The 14,638-nt window shown below is 69.4% G+C and carries 19 protein-coding genes; 11 read left to right on the top strand and 8 right to left on the bottom strand.

Annotated features, from left to right (window positions below; translation table 11 throughout):
* Window positions 1-332, top strand: a 332-nt coding sequence (locus AB0M83_RS05705; RefSeq protein ID WP_364512947.1) for a TetR/AcrR family transcriptional regulator C-terminal domain-containing protein, incomplete at its 5' end; no start/stop codon positions are given.
* Here the strand turns inward: AB0M83_RS05705 and lysA are convergent.
* From lysA to AB0M83_RS05675, 6 genes are all read right to left on the bottom strand, one after another.
* Window positions 324-1,667 (bottom strand): diaminopimelate decarboxylase, encoded by a 1,344-nt coding sequence (lysA, locus tag AB0M83_RS05700; protein ID WP_364512945.1) that lies wholly within the window; start codon window positions 1,665-1,667, stop codon window positions 324-326. The genes AB0M83_RS05705 and lysA overlap by 9 nt on opposite strands.
* A 220-nt stretch (window positions 1,668-1,887) precedes the next feature.
* Entirely contained in the window at window positions 1,888-2,046 is a 159-nt protein-coding gene (locus AB0M83_RS05695; protein ID WP_364512943.1) for a DUF6307 family protein, read from the bottom strand.
* A complete protein-coding gene (locus tag AB0M83_RS05690; RefSeq protein WP_364512941.1) occupies window positions 2,043-2,291 on the bottom strand; it encodes an RGCVC family protein in 249 nt (82 codons plus the stop codon). Before AB0M83_RS05690 ends, AB0M83_RS05695 begins: the two co-directional genes overlap by 4 nt.
* Entirely contained in the window at window positions 2,288-3,331 is a 1,044-nt protein-coding gene (locus tag AB0M83_RS05685; RefSeq protein ID WP_364512938.1) for an acyl-CoA desaturase, read from the bottom strand. The genes AB0M83_RS05690 and AB0M83_RS05685 overlap by 4 nt, the downstream gene beginning before the upstream one ends.
* A gap of 471 nt (window positions 3,332-3,802) precedes the next feature.
* Window positions 3,803-4,708, bottom strand: coding sequence for a dihydrodipicolinate synthase family protein (locus AB0M83_RS05680; RefSeq protein WP_364512935.1), 906 nt, complete (start codon window positions 4,706-4,708; stop codon window positions 3,803-3,805).
* On the bottom strand, window positions 4,705-5,400 hold the full coding sequence (locus AB0M83_RS05675; protein ID WP_364512980.1) for a GntR family transcriptional regulator: 696 nt from the start codon (window positions 5,398-5,400) through the stop codon (window positions 4,705-4,707). Before AB0M83_RS05675 ends, AB0M83_RS05680 begins: the two co-directional genes overlap by 4 nt.
* Before the next feature lie 62 nt (window positions 5,401-5,462).
* Between AB0M83_RS05675 and AB0M83_RS05670 the strand changes: the two genes are divergently transcribed.
* From AB0M83_RS05670 to AB0M83_RS05650, 5 genes are all read left to right on the top strand, one after another.
* Window positions 5,463-6,689, top strand: a complete 1,227-nt coding sequence (locus AB0M83_RS05670; protein WP_364512933.1) for an extracellular solute-binding protein — start codon at window positions 5,463-5,465, stop codon at window positions 6,687-6,689.
* Entirely contained in the window at window positions 6,686-7,729 is a 1,044-nt protein-coding gene (locus tag AB0M83_RS05665; protein WP_364512930.1) for an ABC transporter ATP-binding protein, read from the top strand. The genes AB0M83_RS05670 and AB0M83_RS05665 overlap by 4 nt, the downstream gene beginning before the upstream one ends.
* A complete protein-coding gene (locus AB0M83_RS05660) occupies window positions 7,726-8,619 on the top strand; it encodes a sugar ABC transporter permease (RefSeq protein WP_364512927.1) in 894 nt (297 codons plus the stop codon). The genes AB0M83_RS05665 and AB0M83_RS05660 overlap by 4 nt, the downstream gene beginning before the upstream one ends.
* Window positions 8,616-9,443: an ABC transporter permease subunit gene (locus AB0M83_RS05655; RefSeq protein WP_364512924.1), complete on the top strand. Its 828-nt coding sequence runs from the start codon at window positions 8,616-8,618 to the stop codon at window positions 9,441-9,443. Before AB0M83_RS05660 ends, AB0M83_RS05655 begins: the two co-directional genes overlap by 4 nt.
* 111 nt (window positions 9,444-9,554) lie before the next feature.
* Window positions 9,555-10,394 (top strand): MerR family transcriptional regulator, encoded by an 840-nt coding sequence (locus AB0M83_RS05650; RefSeq protein ID WP_364512921.1) that lies wholly within the window; start codon window positions 9,555-9,557, stop codon window positions 10,392-10,394.
* On the opposite strand, the gene thrS is transcribed toward AB0M83_RS05650, so the two are convergent.
* On the bottom strand, window positions 10,384-11,553 hold the full coding sequence (gene thrS / locus AB0M83_RS05645) for a threonine--tRNA ligase (protein ID WP_364512918.1): 1,170 nt from the start codon (window positions 11,551-11,553) through the stop codon (window positions 10,384-10,386). The genes AB0M83_RS05650 and thrS overlap by 11 nt on opposite strands.
* A gap of 287 nt (window positions 11,554-11,840) precedes the next feature.
* On the opposite strand from thrS, the gene AB0M83_RS05640 reads away from it, so the two are divergent.
* The 5 genes from AB0M83_RS05640 to AB0M83_RS05620 are packed head-to-tail and all read left to right on the top strand — an operon-like array spanning window position 11,841 to window position 14,165.
* Entirely contained in the window at window positions 11,841-12,272 is a 432-nt protein-coding gene (locus AB0M83_RS05640) for a YbaB/EbfC family nucleoid-associated protein (RefSeq protein WP_364512915.1), read from the top strand.
* A complete protein-coding gene (locus AB0M83_RS05635; protein ID WP_364512912.1) occupies window positions 12,269-12,571 on the top strand; it encodes a hypothetical protein in 303 nt (100 codons plus the stop codon). The genes AB0M83_RS05640 and AB0M83_RS05635 overlap by 4 nt, the downstream gene beginning before the upstream one ends.
* A gap of 9 nt (window positions 12,572-12,580) precedes the next feature.
* The gene (locus AB0M83_RS05630; RefSeq protein WP_364512910.1) at window positions 12,581-12,817 is read left to right on the top strand and encodes a hypothetical protein; all 237 of its coding nucleotides are present in this window, start codon (window positions 12,581-12,583) and stop codon (window positions 12,815-12,817) included.
* Window positions 12,818-12,819: 2 nt separating this feature from the next.
* Window positions 12,820-13,542, top strand: a complete 723-nt coding sequence (locus tag AB0M83_RS05625) for a hypothetical protein (protein WP_364512907.1) — start codon at window positions 12,820-12,822, stop codon at window positions 13,540-13,542.
* A gap of 5 nt (window positions 13,543-13,547) precedes the next feature.
* The gene (locus AB0M83_RS05620) at window positions 13,548-14,165 is read left to right on the top strand and encodes a DUF3558 domain-containing protein (protein WP_364512904.1); all 618 of its coding nucleotides are present in this window, start codon (window positions 13,548-13,550) and stop codon (window positions 14,163-14,165) included.
* Here AB0M83_RS05620 and AB0M83_RS05615 read toward each other — a convergent pair.
* Window positions 14,162-14,626 (bottom strand): heme-degrading domain-containing protein, encoded by a 465-nt coding sequence (locus AB0M83_RS05615; RefSeq protein ID WP_364512901.1) that lies wholly within the window; start codon window positions 14,624-14,626, stop codon window positions 14,162-14,164. The genes AB0M83_RS05620 and AB0M83_RS05615 overlap by 4 nt on opposite strands.
* Between the last annotated feature and the right edge of the window lie 12 nt (window positions 14,627-14,638).

Below are 14,638 nucleotides of genomic sequence, written 5' to 3'. Positions count from 1 at the left end.
GTGGGGTCCAGTCCTTCTCCCCGGGGGTGGCGTTCGTCTATTGGCGCGAGCGCGCGGTCGGGGTGCTGCACGACGCGGGTTTCCCGCTCGGCGAGGCGACCCGCGCGGCCGGGGTGCTGGTGCACTTCGTGCTCGGGCGGGCCGTCGAGGACCAGACGCGGCCCGCGCCCGCCGCGGAGGCGGCGATGATCGCGACCGAGTCGTTCCCGTTCCCGCTGCTGGCGCGCGGCCTGCGCGAACGCGCCGGCTCGACGGTCGACGACGACTTCCGGTACGCGCTCGGCGTGCTGCTCGCGGGCCTCGAAGCGTCCGTGCCCAGGCGCCTAGCCTAGATCGCGGCGGCTGAGGTCCTCCTCGGTCTCGCGGCGCACCAGCAGCGTCGCGACGCCGTTCTTGACGCCGACCAGCGGCGGCCGCCCGACCTGGTTGTAGTTCGAGGCCAGCGAATGGTGGTACGCGCCGGTGCACGGCACGGCCAGGAAGTCGCCGGCGCGCAGGTCGCCGGGCAGGCTGATGCCGTCCGCGAGGACGTCGCCGGATTCGCAGTGCCGGCCCACGACGGTCATCGGGACGCGCTTCTCCTTGGACCGCCGGCCGACCAGGCGCGTCGTGTAGCGCGCGCTGTAGAGCGACGGCCGCGCGTTGTCGCTCATCCCGCCGTCGACCGCGACGAACGTGCGGCTGCCGCGCTTGACCGCGCACACGCGGTACACCGTGATCCCGGCCGGCCCGACGAGCGCCCGGCCCGGCTCGATCGTCAAGCGCGGCAACGGGAAGCCGTGCGCCGCGCACTCGTAGGCGAGCGCCACGCGCAGGCGTCGCGAGTAGCCGCCGAGGTCGAACGCGGGCTCGCCGCCGACGTACGGCACCGCGTGCCCGCCGCCGAGGTCGAGCTCCCGCAGCGTGACGCCGTGGGTGTCGCGGATCCGGACGAGCACCTCGGCCATCCGGCGCGCGGCGGCTTCGTAGCGGTCGATGCGGGAGACCTGCGAGCCGATGTGGCAGTGCAGGCCGATGAGGCGCAGCCCGGGTTGCGCGAGCACGGCCTGCACGGCCGCGTCGACGTTGTCGGGCACGCCGTCGAGCAGCGAGAAGCCGAACTTCTGGCCTTCGGTACCGGTGCTGATGGCCGCGTGCGCCCCGGCCGCGACGCCCGGCGTCACGCGGATCATCACCTGCTGCGCACCGTGCGCGAGCGCGCCGAGCTGCTCGATCTCGTCGAGCGAGTCGACCACGATCCGCCGGACGCCGTACTCGAGAGCGGCCTTCAGGTCTTCGGGCGTCTTCGCGTTGCCGTGCAACAGCATGCGCTCCGCGGGGAAGCCGACTGCGCGTGCGACGGCGATCTCGCCCGCGGAGCAGGTGTCGAGCGACAACCCCTCTTCGGCGACCCAGCGCAGTACGGACCGCGTACACAGCGCCTTGCTCGCGTACGCGACTTCGACGTCCGGCAGCGCGCGGCGGTACTCACGGGCGGTGTCGCGGACCTGTTGTTCGTCGATGAGGTAGGACGGCGTCCCGAAGCGGGCGGCGAGGTGGCTGACCTTCGCGCCGGCGAAGAGGAGCTCGCCGTCTTCGCCGAGTCGGGTGCTTCGCGGCCAGACTCCTGGCTCGAGGTGATCGGCGGCTTCGCAGCCGAGGCTGGGAAGAAGCTCGCTGAGCGTCACAGGGTGCCTCCGGGCATCACGGCGGATCGGACCCGGTCAGGACACCGCTGTCCCGTTCGCCGTGCTTCCCCCGTGAATGCGGTCCTGACGCGATCGTGCCGGCCACTTACTGCTTATTTACGCGCGAGTAACTTCAGTCACGCCGTGCTTGACCTGCGCAAAGCCGCCCGTCGTGGCGAGGTGCTTCCGCCACGACGGACGTGCTGGGAGGACCCAGGCGTCAGCGGACGGGCTCCGGGACGGTGTCGAGCTCGTGCACCATGCGCACGGCCAGCGCGAGCGCCTTCGCGTCACCGAGCTTGGTGTCCTCCATGACGATCTTCTTCACGCGGTCGACGCGCAGCTGGTAGCGGGTGGAGGAAGTGGTCGATGTGGTCATCGTTCGGTCCTTTTCTGCTGTTCGAAGGCTGTACTCGTGTGGCTTTTGTGCCCCCGGGGACCTTCCGGGCTCTGGTGGTCCTGCACCGTGCCGCACACGCAGCCGCGGTCGGTTCCGTGTGCGGTCTCGGTCGCGGCGCAGTAGCGGCGGGCGATCGCGTCGTGCGTGCCGAGCGGGTGCGGGCAGCTCGGGCACTGGTTGCCGGAGCGGGGCACCTCGGGTGCGTCCGGCACCGGGGCCGTCACGCCGCCACCTCGGCCGGGCGCCGCCGCAGCGGTTCGCCCGCTTCGTGCAGGTGCTGCAACACGTACCCGTAGGAGCGCGCCCAGCCGCACTCGGCGTAGGAAATCCCGTGCCGGGCGCAGAAGTCCCGGACGATCACCTGGGCGTGCTTGAGGTTCGGCCGGGCCATGCTCGGGAACAGGTGGTGCTCGATCTGGTAGTTCAGCCCGCCGAGGGCGAAGTCGACCACCGGCCCGCCACGGACGTTGCGCGAGGTCAGCACCTGCTTGCGCAGGAAGTCCAGCTTGTGCCCGGCCGTCAGCATTTCCATGCCCTTGTGGTTGGGCGCGAACGAGCAGCCCATGTACAGGCCCCACAGGAACTGGTGCACCAGGACGAAGATGATCCCGGTGAGCGGCGAGAGCACGATGAACACGGCGGCGAGGTAGGCGGCGAGGTGCGCGATCAGGAGCGCCGACTCGAGCTTGCGCTTGCGGACGTCCTTGCGCAGCACCGCTTTCACGCTCGACACGTGCAGGTTGAGGCCTTCGAGCAGCAGCAGCGGGAAGAACAGGAACGCCTGGTACTTCGCCATCCAGCGCAGGAACCCGCGCTTCTGCGCGCTCTGCGCCTTGCTGAACGCGAGCGCGGCGATGTCGACGTCCGGGTCTTCTTCCTCGTGGTTCGGGTTGGCGTGGTGCCGCGAATGCGTGCCGACCCACCAGCCGTAGCTCAGCCCGGTGAGTCCACCGTGGACGAAGCCGGTCGCGTCGTTCGCCTTGCGGCTGCTGAAGATCTGCTTGTGCCCGGCGTCGTGTCCGATGAACGACAGCTGCGCGAACATCATTGCGAAGAACGCCGCGAGGAACAGCTGCCACCACGAGTCGCCGAGGAAGACGAACGCGACCCAGCCTCCGCCGAAGGCGGCGAGGTTGAGCCCGATCCGCACGGCGTAGTGGCGGCGCCGTCGTTGGAGGAGGCCGGCGGCCTTGATCAGCCGCGACAGTTCGGCGAAGTCACTGCCGGACGTCGCGGGAGTATCCGCAATTTGGGCTGAAGACATCAACACACCGCTCTGGGTAAGTCGTTAAAGGCTTGTCCAGCAACGGTTTCCAGCCCTGACGGGGTCTGGGTCCGGTTCGGGAAAGGGCACTGGGGCCTGGTCGCGGTGGTACCGCGTCCTACCCCCAGGGTCTCACCCCACCGGCGGATTGGCAATTCCCCGTGGACGGCGGAAGAGGTGTACAGTCGGCCATATCGGGATGAAGGTGATCTGCCCCACACCCGTGACCTTCCGGCCGGATCGCTCCGACCGGGGACAGGAGCCGAGTCCGGGTCCGGAACCCGCTCGTACGCAGCCGTGCCGGCCGATGGCCGGCGAGCAGCCGCCCGTAGTCGCGCAGAGCGACGCCCGAGGCGCCCAGTTGGGTTGTTACAGCTTGTTTCTTCCGGCACGACTCCGGTCATCAGGTGGCTCGTCGGCGAGCCGGACTTCGGCGTCACCGCGCTCCGGCGCGCCGATGAGCCACCACCTTCACGAAAGCCCCCAGGACGAAAGCAGTCCGAAGAGGCGTTCGCGTTCGGGTCCGGTCAGCAGCCGGCTCGGCGGCCGGACGTCGGGGCGGCACAGCCCGAGCTGACCGAGCGCGTCCTTGACGACGCTGACGTTGTTGGCGTTCCCGTTCGCCGCGCGCAGCTCCTCGAACGGCCGGATCCGTTCCCAGACCGCCATCGCGGCCGGATAGTCCCCTGTGGACAGTGCGCGGAACATCTCCAGGGAGATCGCGGGGTCGACGTTCACCAGCCCCGAGGTGAACCCCGTCGCGCCGACGGCGAAGTACCCGGGCGCCGAGAGCTCGGCCAGGCCGGCGATCCACACGAACCGCTCGAAGCCCGCGTCCCGCGCGACCGAGCCGAACCGCACCGGATCCGGCACGGCGTACTTCACGCCGATGACGTTCGGCGCCGCCTCGCCGAGGGCGCGCAGCTGCTCACCGGCGATCGCCGGGTTGCGGACGTAGAGCACGACGCCGAGTTCGGGCACCGCGGCCGCGATCGCGGCGTGGTAGTCGACCCAGCCGTCGCCGGAGATGTACGGGTGCACGGGCTGGTGGATCATGATCATGTCGGCGCCGGCGTCCCGCGCGTGCGCGGCGGCGCGCGTCGCGGACGCGACGTCGTGACCGATCCCGGCGAGCACACTGGCCCTCCCCGCGACGGCCTCGACGGTGACCTCCAGGCACTGTCGGGCCTCGGCCGCGTCCAGTGCGTAGAACTCCCCGGTGTTCCCGTTCGGCGTCACGACTTCGATGCCCCCGGTGATCAGCCGGTCGACGAGCTTCGCGTACGTCTGGCCGTCCACGGCGCCCTCGGCGTCGAACGGGGTGACCGGGATGGCCACCACCCCGGACAGCCGCCGCCTCTGCTCCTCGAACGTCATCGGGCTCCCTTCGTTTCGGTGCCTTGTTCTTCCGGCAGCCCGCCGGCGACCCGGTCGATGAAATCCGTGATGTGCTTGCGCAGCAGGTGTTCCGCCTGCCGGGCGTTCCCGCTCTCGGCGGCGGTCAGGATCGCCCGGTGCTCGGCGGCTTCTCCCCGCCACGTCGGGCTGATGCCCCAGCCGGTGACGGTGATCAGGGCGGCCTGGTCGCGCAGGCCGTCCAGGATCTCGACCAGCAGCGGGTTCCCGCACCCGGCGTAGAGCGCGCGGTGGAACAGCCGGTTGGCCAGGCTGGCTTTGACGCGGTCGGCGGCGTTCGCGCCGGTCTCGACGTCCGCCAGCACTTGGCGCGCTTCGCCGAAGTCCGCGCCGCGCTCGACAGCGCGTCGGACGGCTTCGGGCTCGAGGAGCGCGCGCAGGTCGTACACCGCGTTCGCGCTCTCGGCGTCCATGACCCGGACCGCGGCCCCCTTGTACGTGCTCATCGTGACCAAACCGGAACCGGCGAGGATGCGCAGGGCTTCACGCACCGGCGTCTTCGACACGCCGAGCAGGGCGCCCACCTCGCCTTCGACGAGCGTTTCCCCCGGTCCGAACTCCCCGCTCAAGATCGAATCCTTGATCGCGTCCCGCACGAAATCCGTGCGGGAGACGGGCGGCGGCGGCCTCCGGGCCGAAGAAGTGCTCGCCACTGGCATGTCCGATCTGATATACGATGCGACATACAACATTATCACGGACCCAGGGAGCAGCCATGCAGCGTCGCACCGGCTTCCGATTCCGCCGGGTGCTCCTGGCGGCCGGCCTCGCCGCCGGACTGGCGGCCTGTGGCGCGCCCGGTGGAGGCGGCGGCCAGGCGGCGGATCCGCAGGCCGTGCCCGACAAGCCGAGCAAGCCCGTCGACCTGAACATCCTCGACATCGCGGGCAACCTGCAGCTCACCAAGCAGATGATCGAAAACTTCAAGGCCGCGCACCCGGAAGTGCTGGCGAAGGTCACGTACTCGACGGCGCCCGCGCCGAGCATGGCGGGCAAGCTGAAGGCCGAGCAGGACGGCGGCGTCGCCCAGACCCACCTCGTCCTCAGCGGCACGGACGGTCTGTCCGCCGGCATCGCGAACGGCACGCTGGCCAAGATCCTCCCGGACTTCTCGAGCCGGTTCCCGAACCTGATGCAGAACTACCTCGAGCCCGCGGCCAAGATGCAGGAGCTGGCCAACGGCTACGGCGTCGAGGTCGTCTACTACCCCTCCGGCCCGCTGCTGGAGTTCAACCCGGGAGCGGTTCCGGCCGCGCCGGCGTCCCCGCAGGAGCTGCTCGACTGGGCCAAGGCCCACCCGGAGAAGTTCCAGTACGCGCAGCCGTCCAACTCCGGCCCGGGCCGGACGTTCCTGATGGGCCTGCCGTACCTGCTCGGCGACAAGGACCCGAAGGACCCGGACAAGGGCTGGGACAAGACCTGGGCGTTCCTGCAGGAGCTGGGCAAGTACGTGAAGTACTACCCGTCCGGCACCACCGAGACGATGAAGAACCTCGCTTCGGGAGCGGTGGACATGGTCATGTCGACGACCGGCTGGGACATCAACCCGCGCAAGCTCGGCACGGTGCCGAACACGGTCAAGACCGCGATCATGCAGCCGATGCACTGGGTCACCGACGCCCAGTACGCCCTGATCCCCAAGGGCCTCTCGCCCGATCAGGAGTCGGCGATCCTGCAGCTGATCGCGTGGATGCTGAAGCCCGACCAGCAGGCGATCGCCTACGACGACGGCTACTTCTACCCCGGCCCGGCGGTCAAGGACGTCACCCTGCAGATGGCCCCGCAGAAGAGCCAGGACACTCTTCGGCAGTTCGGGCGCCCGGAGTACGAGCAGTGGATCTCGCAGTACCCCAAGGAAAGCTCGTTGCCGGCCGAGCAGCAGGTCAAGGCGTTCGACAAGTGGAACCAGCTGGTCGGCGGCTCGAAGGTCGGCAAGAAGTGACGTTCGAGCAGCTCCGGCTGGACGGGGTCTCCCGGAGCTTCGGCACCGCGAACGCCCTGAGCGGCCTCGACCTCGCCATCGCGCGCGGCGAGTTCGTGGCCCTGCTCGGCCCGTCCGGCTGCGGCAAGTCGACCGCGCTGAACTGCCTGGCCGGCCTGCTGCCCCTCACTGGCGGCAGCATCTGGCTCGACGACGCCCGCATCGACGGGCAGCCCCCGGAGCAGCGCGGGTTCGGGATGGTCTTCCAGAACTACGCGCTGTTCCCGCACATGTCGGTCCGCGCCAACGTCGGCTTCGGCCTCAAGATGCGCAAGGTCGCCCGCGCCGACGCCCGCCGCCGGGTCGACGAGGCGTTGCGCCTGGTGCAGCTCACCGACCACGCGGCGAAGTTCCCCGCGCAGCTTTCCGGCGGGCAGCAGCAGCGCGTCGCCATCGCCCGGGCCGTCGTGCTGGAGCCCCCGGTCGTCCTGATGGACGAGCCGCTGTCCAACCTCGACGCCAAGCTCCGCCTCGAGATGCGGATGGAGATCCGCCGCCTCCACCAGACGCTCGGCTTGACCACGGTGTACGTCACCCACGACCAGGAGGAGGCCCTGTCGCTGGCCGACCGCCTGGTGGTGCTGCGCGACGGCACGGTCCAGCAGATCGGCACGCCCGAGGAGGTCTACGCCCAGCCGGTGAACAGCTACGTCGCGTCGTTCATGGGCTACCGCAACCTCCTGGACGTGACGGTCACCGGCGCCGCGGGATCGTCGGTGACCGTCGAGGGCGCCGGAGTTCGCCTGTCCGGCCGCGGCTCGCTCGCGGAGGGCCCGGCGAAGGTCGCGATCCGTCCCGAGGACTTCGTCATCGGAGACGCCGCGGAGAACGCCCTCGACGTCACGGTCGAGATCGTCGAGTACCACGGCCGCGAACTGTCGATCTCGGCCCGGCTGCCGAGCGGCGTGCCGGTCTACTTCCGGACCGACAAGCGCCTCGCCCCCGGCGACACGACCCGGATCGGCATCCCGGCCGAGCGCGTCCTGGTGTTCGAGCCATGACGGCCGTCGCGAGTGCCCGCCCCGCACTGCGTCACCGCCTGGCCGAGCGCGGCATCGACCGCACCCTGCTGCTCCTGGTGCCCGGTCTGCTGGTCACTGCCTGCCTCTTCCTGTACCCCTTCCTCTACGGCCTCCAACTGTCCTTCGCCCCACGCCAGGGTGGGATCTTCGCCAACTACGCGCGCTTCTTCGGCGACCCGTACCTGCGCGACACCATCTGGACGACGCTCGGCATCGCGCTGCCCGCGACGTTCATCAACGTGCTCGCCAGCATCCCGATCGCCTACGTGATGCGCGTCCGCGTCCGCGGCAAGCGCCTCCTGACGACGATCCTCGTCGTGCCCATCACGCTCGGCACGGTGCTCACCGCGCAGGGCCTGATCATGTACGGCGGGCCGGCGGGCTGGCTGAACAAGGTGCTCACCGTCCTCGGCATCACCGACGAGCCGCTCCCGCTGATCCACAACTACACCGGCGTGCTGCTGTCCCTCGTGATCACCGGCTTCCCCTTCTCCTTCCTGCTGACGTTGTCCTACCTCTCGGGCATCGACCCCTCCTTGGAGAAGGCGGCCGCGACCCTCGGCGCGAACGGCGTCCAGCGCTTCCGGCGCATCACGCTGCCCCTCCTGGCTCCCGGCCTGGCGATCACCTTCTGCCTTTCGTTCGTGATGGCGTTCTCGGTCTTCCCCTCGGCGCAGCTCGTCGGCGACCCCGCGAACGAGACGCGCGTCATCTCGATCGCGGCCTACCACGCCGCGTTCGAGGAGTACGACTACTCGATGGGCTCGGCCGTCGCGATGCTCATGGCGGTGGTCATGCTGATCGTGATCGGCCTGGTCATGGCGTGGCGCGGCACGCTGTACCGCGGAGCGACCGGAGGCAAGGGATGAGCGGTTGGGTCGCGCGTCCCGGACGTTGGGTCGTCTGGGCCATCGTCGTGTTCTTCTTCGTCAACCTCGCCGGCGTCGTGCTCTCGGTGGTCGTCGACTCGTTCGGCAGGCAGTGGTTCGGCACCTGGCTCCCGGACGGCTTCACCACCCATTGGTACGCCGACGCCTGGCGCGAGTTCGGCCTGTCCGACGTCCTCCTCACCACGGCGATCGTCGCGCTGGTGGTGATCGCCGTGTCGGTGGCGGTCGGCGTCCCGGCCGCCTACGCCCTGGCCCGCCGCTCGTTCCCCGGCAAGCGCCTGGTGATGCTGCTGTTCGTGCTGCCGATCCTGATCCCTCCCATCACCTACGGCATCCCGCTGGCGACCGTGCTCTACAAGTTCCACCTGGCCGGCACGACCACCGGCGTGATCCTGGCAAACCTGGTGCCGTCGGTGCCGTTCGTCGTGCTGACCATGACGCCCTTCATCGAGCAGATCGACCCGAAGATCGAAGCCGCCGCGCGCATGTCCGGCGCGCGCACGGTCTCGGTGTTCACCCGGATCCTGGGGCCGCTGCTGCTGCCGGGAATCCTGGCCGCCTCGATCCTCGTGCTCGTCCGGACGGTCGGCATGTTCGAGCTGACGTTCCTCACCGCCGGCCCGGACTCGACGACCCTCGTCGTGGCGCTCTACAACTCCGTGTTCGCCGCGGGCATCCGGGCCAACCAGTCCGTCGACGCCATGGCGACCATCTACACCGCCTCCATGCTCGTGCTCCTTCTCGTCGCGTTGCGGTTCGTGAACCCGACCCAGCTGGTCACCCGGATCCGGGAGGAGACCTAGTCCATTCGCTCATGTGTTCGACTTTACCGCGAAACTTCGAACCCGTGATCGACACGATCGGGCGAACGTGGAACTTGCGGCTCCCCCGAGGGGAGGTGCCAGGCTGACGGCATGCGGTATTCGATCGGCGACCTGGCCCGCCGCACCGGCTTGACGGTCAAGGCCGTCCGGTTCTACTCCGACCGCGGTCTCGTACCGCCGGCCGGACGCAACACCGCAGGTCAGCGCCGTTACGACGACGCCGCGCGCAGCCGGCTCGACCTCATCCGCACGCTCCGGGACCTCGGCGTCGACCTCGCCACGATCCGGCGGGTCGTCGACGGCGAAGCGACCGTCGCCGACGTCGCGGCGAAGCACGCCGAGGCCCTGGAGGTGCAGATCCGCGTGCTGCGCGTGCGCCACGCGGTGCTGACGGCCGTGGCGAAGCGCGGTTCGACCCCGGAGGAGACAACACTGATGCACGAGCTGGCTCGACTGTCCGAAGTGGAGCGACGTCGCCTGGTCGACGACTTCCTCGCCGACGCCCTGGGTTCCCGCCCCGGACTCGAAGGCGTCGCCCGCACCCTGACCCCCGAACTGCCGGAGAACGCGAGCCCCGAGCAGGTCGAGGCCTGGATCGAGCTGGCGGAACTCGCACAGGACAAGGAGTTCCGCGCGATCCTGCGCCGGCTGGCGGACCAGCACGAGGGCGGCCTGCGCCGCGACCTGGCCGCTCAGGTGCGCGACGCCGTCACGCCGGCCCTCGACGCCGGGGTCGCACCCGACTCACCGGAGGCCAGGGCGATCGTCGACGGTCTCGGCCGTGATCCCGGTCGGCTGCGGGACTGGCTGGCCCTCGTCGGCGATCCCCGGCGCGAGCGCTACCTGCGGCTGCTCGCGGTGATCAACGGCTGGGCCGCCCCGGAAAGCCTGGCGCCGGCGTTCGGCTGGCTGGCCGCGGCTACGGCTTGACCTCCGCCCTGATCCACGCCAGCGCGTCGTCGACCGGTTGCGCGTCGATCCGGCGTCCGTCGCGCAACCGCAACGAAAGCTGCCCCGCGGCGACCTCCTGCGGGCCGAGCACGGCCTGGTACGGCACGAGCCGCCCGTCCCGGATCCGCGCGCCGAGGCTGCCTTCCGGCGCGATTTCGACACGCAGGTCATCGCACCGGTCCAGGATTTCCCGCGCGTAAGGCAGTTCGGCGGCGGACAGCGGCAGCAGCCGCAGCTGAACCGGCGCCAGCCAGGCCGGGAACGCGCCGCCGTGGACCTCGACGAGCTGCGCCACCGCCCGTTCGACGCTGCCGATGACGCTGCGGTGCACCATGACCGGCCGGTGTTTCGCCGCGTCGGCGCCGACGTACTCGAGGCCGAACTGCTCGGGCTGGTGGAAGTCGACCTGGACGGTGGAAAGGGTCGATTCTCGGCCCGCGCTGTCGACGATCTGGACGTCGATCTTCGGTCCGTAGAAGGCCGCTTCGCCCTCGACGGCGTCGTAGGGCAGTCCGTCGAGGACCGAGTGCAGGATGTCCACGGCACGGTCCCAGTCGCCGGGGACGTACTTCCCGCCGGCGCCGGGCAGCGAAAGCCGGTATCGCGCGGGGCTGATGCCCATGGCGTCGTAGGCGCGCCGGATCATGGCCAGCGCGGCGGCCGCCTCGGCTTCGACCTGGTCCGGGGTGCAGAAGATGTGCGCGTCGTTGAGCTGGATCGCGCGTACCCGGCTCAGCCCGCCGAGCACGCCGGAGAGCTCGCTGCGGTACATCGCGCCGATTTCCGCGATGCGCAGCGGAAGTTCGCGGTAACTGCGGCCGCGTGAACGGTAGATCAGCGCGTGGTGCGGGCAGAGGCTCGGCCGCAGCACCAGCTGCTCGCCGCCGACGTCCATGGGCGGGTACATGTCGTCGCGGTAGTGCGACCAGTGCCCCGAGATCTCGTACAGCTCGCGTTTGCCGAGCACCGGCGAATGGACGTGCCGGTACCCCGCGCGCCGTTCCAGGCCGCGGACGTACTCCTCGAGGCTGTGGCGGACGATCGCGCCGTCGGGCAGCCAGTAGGGCAGGCCCGCGCCGATGAGCGGGTCGGTGTCGAACAGGCCGAGTTCGCGGCCGAGCTTGCGGTGGTCGTGCATGGCGGACTCCTCGTGGACGGCGAGACGGCCGGCCACGAGACGAAGCCCGGGGCGACCGCCCCGGGCTTCTGAGCATGATTCAGCGCGCCGGGACACTTTCCGGCGTCGTCGTGTTCGCTGCGCGCTTCATGCGATCGACGGTAGCAGCCGGTGTGTTTTCGGCCAGCTCTTTTCCGGCTGTGGTTGTTTGTCGGTCGGTCGCAGTAAGGTGCAGCCCGGGCACGTTCCGTCATTGCGACGGGACCTGGAGGAGGGGAAACGGGGATGTTCGACGCCGTGATGCGGCGATGACCGCACTGCACCGCGATCTCAGGTCGATGCAGCAGCGGGCCGGTGAGCTGGACGCACGGCTCGCGGCCGCCCGGCACACCGCGCGCTCGGCCGACCAGCTGGTCACGGCCGTGGTGACCGGCCAAGGCAAGCTCGTCGACCTGCGAATCGACGATCGCGCGTTGTACGGGTCACACGCGCAGAAACTGGGGCTCGGAATAGTGGAAGCGGTCCGGAATGCCCGAACTGCGGCACGCGCGTCGTCGCTGCCGCAGTTGAACGCGTTGTTCGGCAAGAAACCGCCTTCTCCGGTTGCCGAGGCGCGCGAAAGCCTTGCGCCGATTCCCGCACGCGAAGAGCGTCGGTTCGAGCCTCAAGACGACGAAGACTTCGAGGAGCTCGATTTCCTGACCGACGAGGAGCCGGAATCCGGGGGTGGTCGCTGGTGAACAGCGAAGAACAGCTCTACAACCTCGCGAAGGAGATCGACGCGCGGGTGGCGGCGGTGGAGCAGGCGGTGAAGACCGGGGAGAGCCTGCCGCTGGTCCTGGACGTCGGTGCGGGCCTGGGCACGGTGACCGTCGATGGATCGGGCGGCTTGGTCTCGGTGGACCTCGTGCGTGACGCCGTCGCCGGGCAGAACGGCACTTCGCTGGCGGGTCACGTCCTGCGCGCGATCAACAACGCCGAGTCGGCCGCTCAGAGCCGGCGCAAGACCATGGTCGACGAAGCGGCACGGGAGGTTTGATGAGCACCGATGGGTTCGATCCTCTGGGTGGTAATTCAGGTTTCGAGGTCTATCCGCAGGCCCTCCGGGCAGCGACGAACGAGGTCTTCGCGGCGCGCGACCAAGTTCGCGAAGGGCGATAGCGAACGCGGAGCCGAGCGGCTCACCGCGTTGGCCGAGGCGCTGGACAAGGCTGCCGACTACTACGAAACCCAAGACGAAGAAGACTACCGGCAGTTGCGCTCGAAGGAAGAAGGACTGAACTGATCATGGTCACCTCAGCAGTCTCCTCAGCGCAGCACGCTCCGCCGCCTTATCCCGAGGACGCCGACGCCAAGGTCCGCCAGTTTGCTGACATCTTCGGGCGCGACGACATCTTCCGCCTGCTGGACGACATGCGGAAGAATCTGCTGGGCAACGCTCTCAGTGTTCAGAAACTGGCCGACCAGTTCGCCACGGTCGGTACGCTCGGCGACGCGAAGGCAGATGTCGGCGCGGCCGTCCAGGCGGTCAGCGGTACCTGGTCGGGGCGTGCCGCCGACCAGTTCGGTGCCTACACGACGAGGGCGAGTGAGGCGCTGGACAAGCAGAACACCTCGGTCGGTGCGGTGGCGGCGATCCTCACCGACATGGCGAACCTGGTAGTCGACACCTACGCCTCGGCGATCAAGCTCCTCGGTACTTGTGCCGCCGAGCTGTCCAAGTTCAGCCTCAAGGCGGTCATCGCGTTGCTGACCGTGGAAATCCCGATCGTCGACATCTTCACCGCCAAGGACGTCATCGACTCGATCGTCGAGGCGTTCGGAGCCTTGGTCAAGGACTTCGTGGACCTGCTGGCCGATGCGACGACGAGGATGGGTGAGTTTCACGGGAAGGCGAACGCCCTGGTCCGCAGCGACACCGACTTCCCGGAAATGCCGGAGCTCGGCAGCAACTCGGGAATCGACCACCAGAAGCAGTGGCGGGTCGACCCGTCCGCGTGGCCGGAGTGAGAACGATGCGAGCACGGGTTCTGCTGTCCATCGCCGGAGCGGCGGTCCTCGGCGGTTCAATGCTCACCGGCTGCGGGCCATCCGAACCGAAGCGGATCCTCACCGAACCACCCGCGCCGGCGCAGACGGGGGCCGCCTTGCCGTTCACACCGGTCGAGCAGCCCATCGACCTGACGAAGTTCGACTCCGACCCCTGCGCCCTGCTCACCAAGGAGCAGGTCGCCGCCGTAGTGCAGGATCCGCCGGACGACGTGCGGCCGGCCAGGTCGGGCACCACCGTGTCCGCGGGCTGCGCGTGGAACACGTGGTATTCCCCGCTCGTTTCCGCGCTCAAGCCGCTCGAAGAACCGAAGACGCTCGATGAGCTCAAGAACACGTCACGACGCCGATCCGGGGCGATGGACCCGTGGACCGAAACGTCGGTGTCCGGATTGCCTGCCGTGGTCTTCCACGAGGCGAGGGGTCCGGAAGAATGTGACGTCGCCGTCGGTGTCACGGATACCGACATGCTCATCTTCAGCTACCACGGAAGCGGCACGCACTCGACGTATTGGGAGACCGACCGCTGTGGCGGCGTCCTCAAGACCGCCGAGTACGTGCTCGGCAACCTGCGGAAGGGCTAAGCCAGGAACAGCTCCAGCTGCTCGACGACGAACGCGTGGTCGTCGGCCTGCGGGAGGCCGGACACGCCCACCGTCCCGACCGGGCCGACCCCGCGGACGAGCACCGGGAAGACGCCGCCGTGGGCCGCGTACTCGTCCGGGTTCAGGCGGGAGTCCTCCTCGAACGAGCCGCCCTTCGCGCGGAACTGCGTGCCGATCAGGAACGAGCTGTGGCCGTAGCGGTCCACGACGCGGCTCTTGCGGTCGATCCACGCGTCGTTGTCGGCCGATGTGCCCGGCAGCGCCGCGTGGAAGAGCCGCTGGCCGTTGCGGCGGACCGAGATCGTCACCGGCAGCCCGCGCTCCCGCGCCGCGGCCAGCAGCTGGGCGCCGAGAGCCAGGGCGGTCTCGTTGTCGAACTTCGTGAACTGAAGGCGTTCTTCCTGGTCAGCGAGCTGGGCGAGGCGATCTGCGTCGGTCATCAGCCCATTAAA

The sequence above is a fragment of the Amycolatopsis sp. NPDC051106 genome (assembly GCF_040682775.1).
Classification (GTDB): domain Bacteria; phylum Actinomycetota; class Actinomycetes; order Mycobacteriales; family Pseudonocardiaceae; genus Amycolatopsis.
The sequence above is the reverse complement of the archived record's forward strand: the minus strand, read 5'-3'. Positions and strand labels throughout refer to the sequence as shown.

Coding starts and splice junctions, on each gene's coding strand:
- AB0M83_RS05695 (WP_364512943.1), bottom strand. CDS start 2,046: ATGACCACATCGACCACTTCCTCCACCCGCTACCAGCTGCGCGTCGAC.
- AB0M83_RS05685 (WP_364512938.1), bottom strand. CDS start 3,331: ATGTCTTCAGCCCAAATTGCGGATACTCCCGCGACGTCCGGCAGTGAC.
- AB0M83_RS05680 (WP_364512935.1), bottom strand. CDS start 4,708: ATGACGTTCGAGGAGCAGAGGCGGCGGCTGTCCGGGGTGGTGGCCATC.
- AB0M83_RS05670 (WP_364512933.1), top strand. CDS start 5,463: ATGCAGCGTCGCACCGGCTTCCGATTCCGCCGGGTGCTCCTGGCGGCC.
- AB0M83_RS05660 (WP_364512927.1), top strand. CDS start 7,726: ATGACGGCCGTCGCGAGTGCCCGCCCCGCACTGCGTCACCGCCTGGCC.
- AB0M83_RS05655 (WP_364512924.1), top strand. CDS start 8,616: ATGAGCGGTTGGGTCGCGCGTCCCGGACGTTGGGTCGTCTGGGCCATC.
- AB0M83_RS05650 (WP_364512921.1), top strand. CDS start 9,555: ATGCGGTATTCGATCGGCGACCTGGCCCGCCGCACCGGCTTGACGGTC.
- thrS (WP_364512918.1), bottom strand. CDS start 11,553: ATGCACGACCACCGCAAGCTCGGCCGCGAACTCGGCCTGTTCGACACC.
- AB0M83_RS05640 (WP_364512915.1), top strand. CDS start 11,841: ATGACCGCACTGCACCGCGATCTCAGGTCGATGCAGCAGCGGGCCGGT.
- AB0M83_RS05630 (WP_364512910.1), top strand. CDS start 12,581: ATGGGTTCGATCCTCTGGGTGGTAATTCAGGTTTCGAGGTCTATCCGC.
- AB0M83_RS05625 (WP_364512907.1), top strand. CDS start 12,820: ATGGTCACCTCAGCAGTCTCCTCAGCGCAGCACGCTCCGCCGCCTTAT.
- AB0M83_RS05620 (WP_364512904.1), top strand. CDS start 13,548: ATGCGAGCACGGGTTCTGCTGTCCATCGCCGGAGCGGCGGTCCTCGGC.
- AB0M83_RS05615 (WP_364512901.1), bottom strand. CDS start 14,626: ATGACCGACGCAGATCGCCTCGCCCAGCTCGCTGACCAGGAAGAACGC.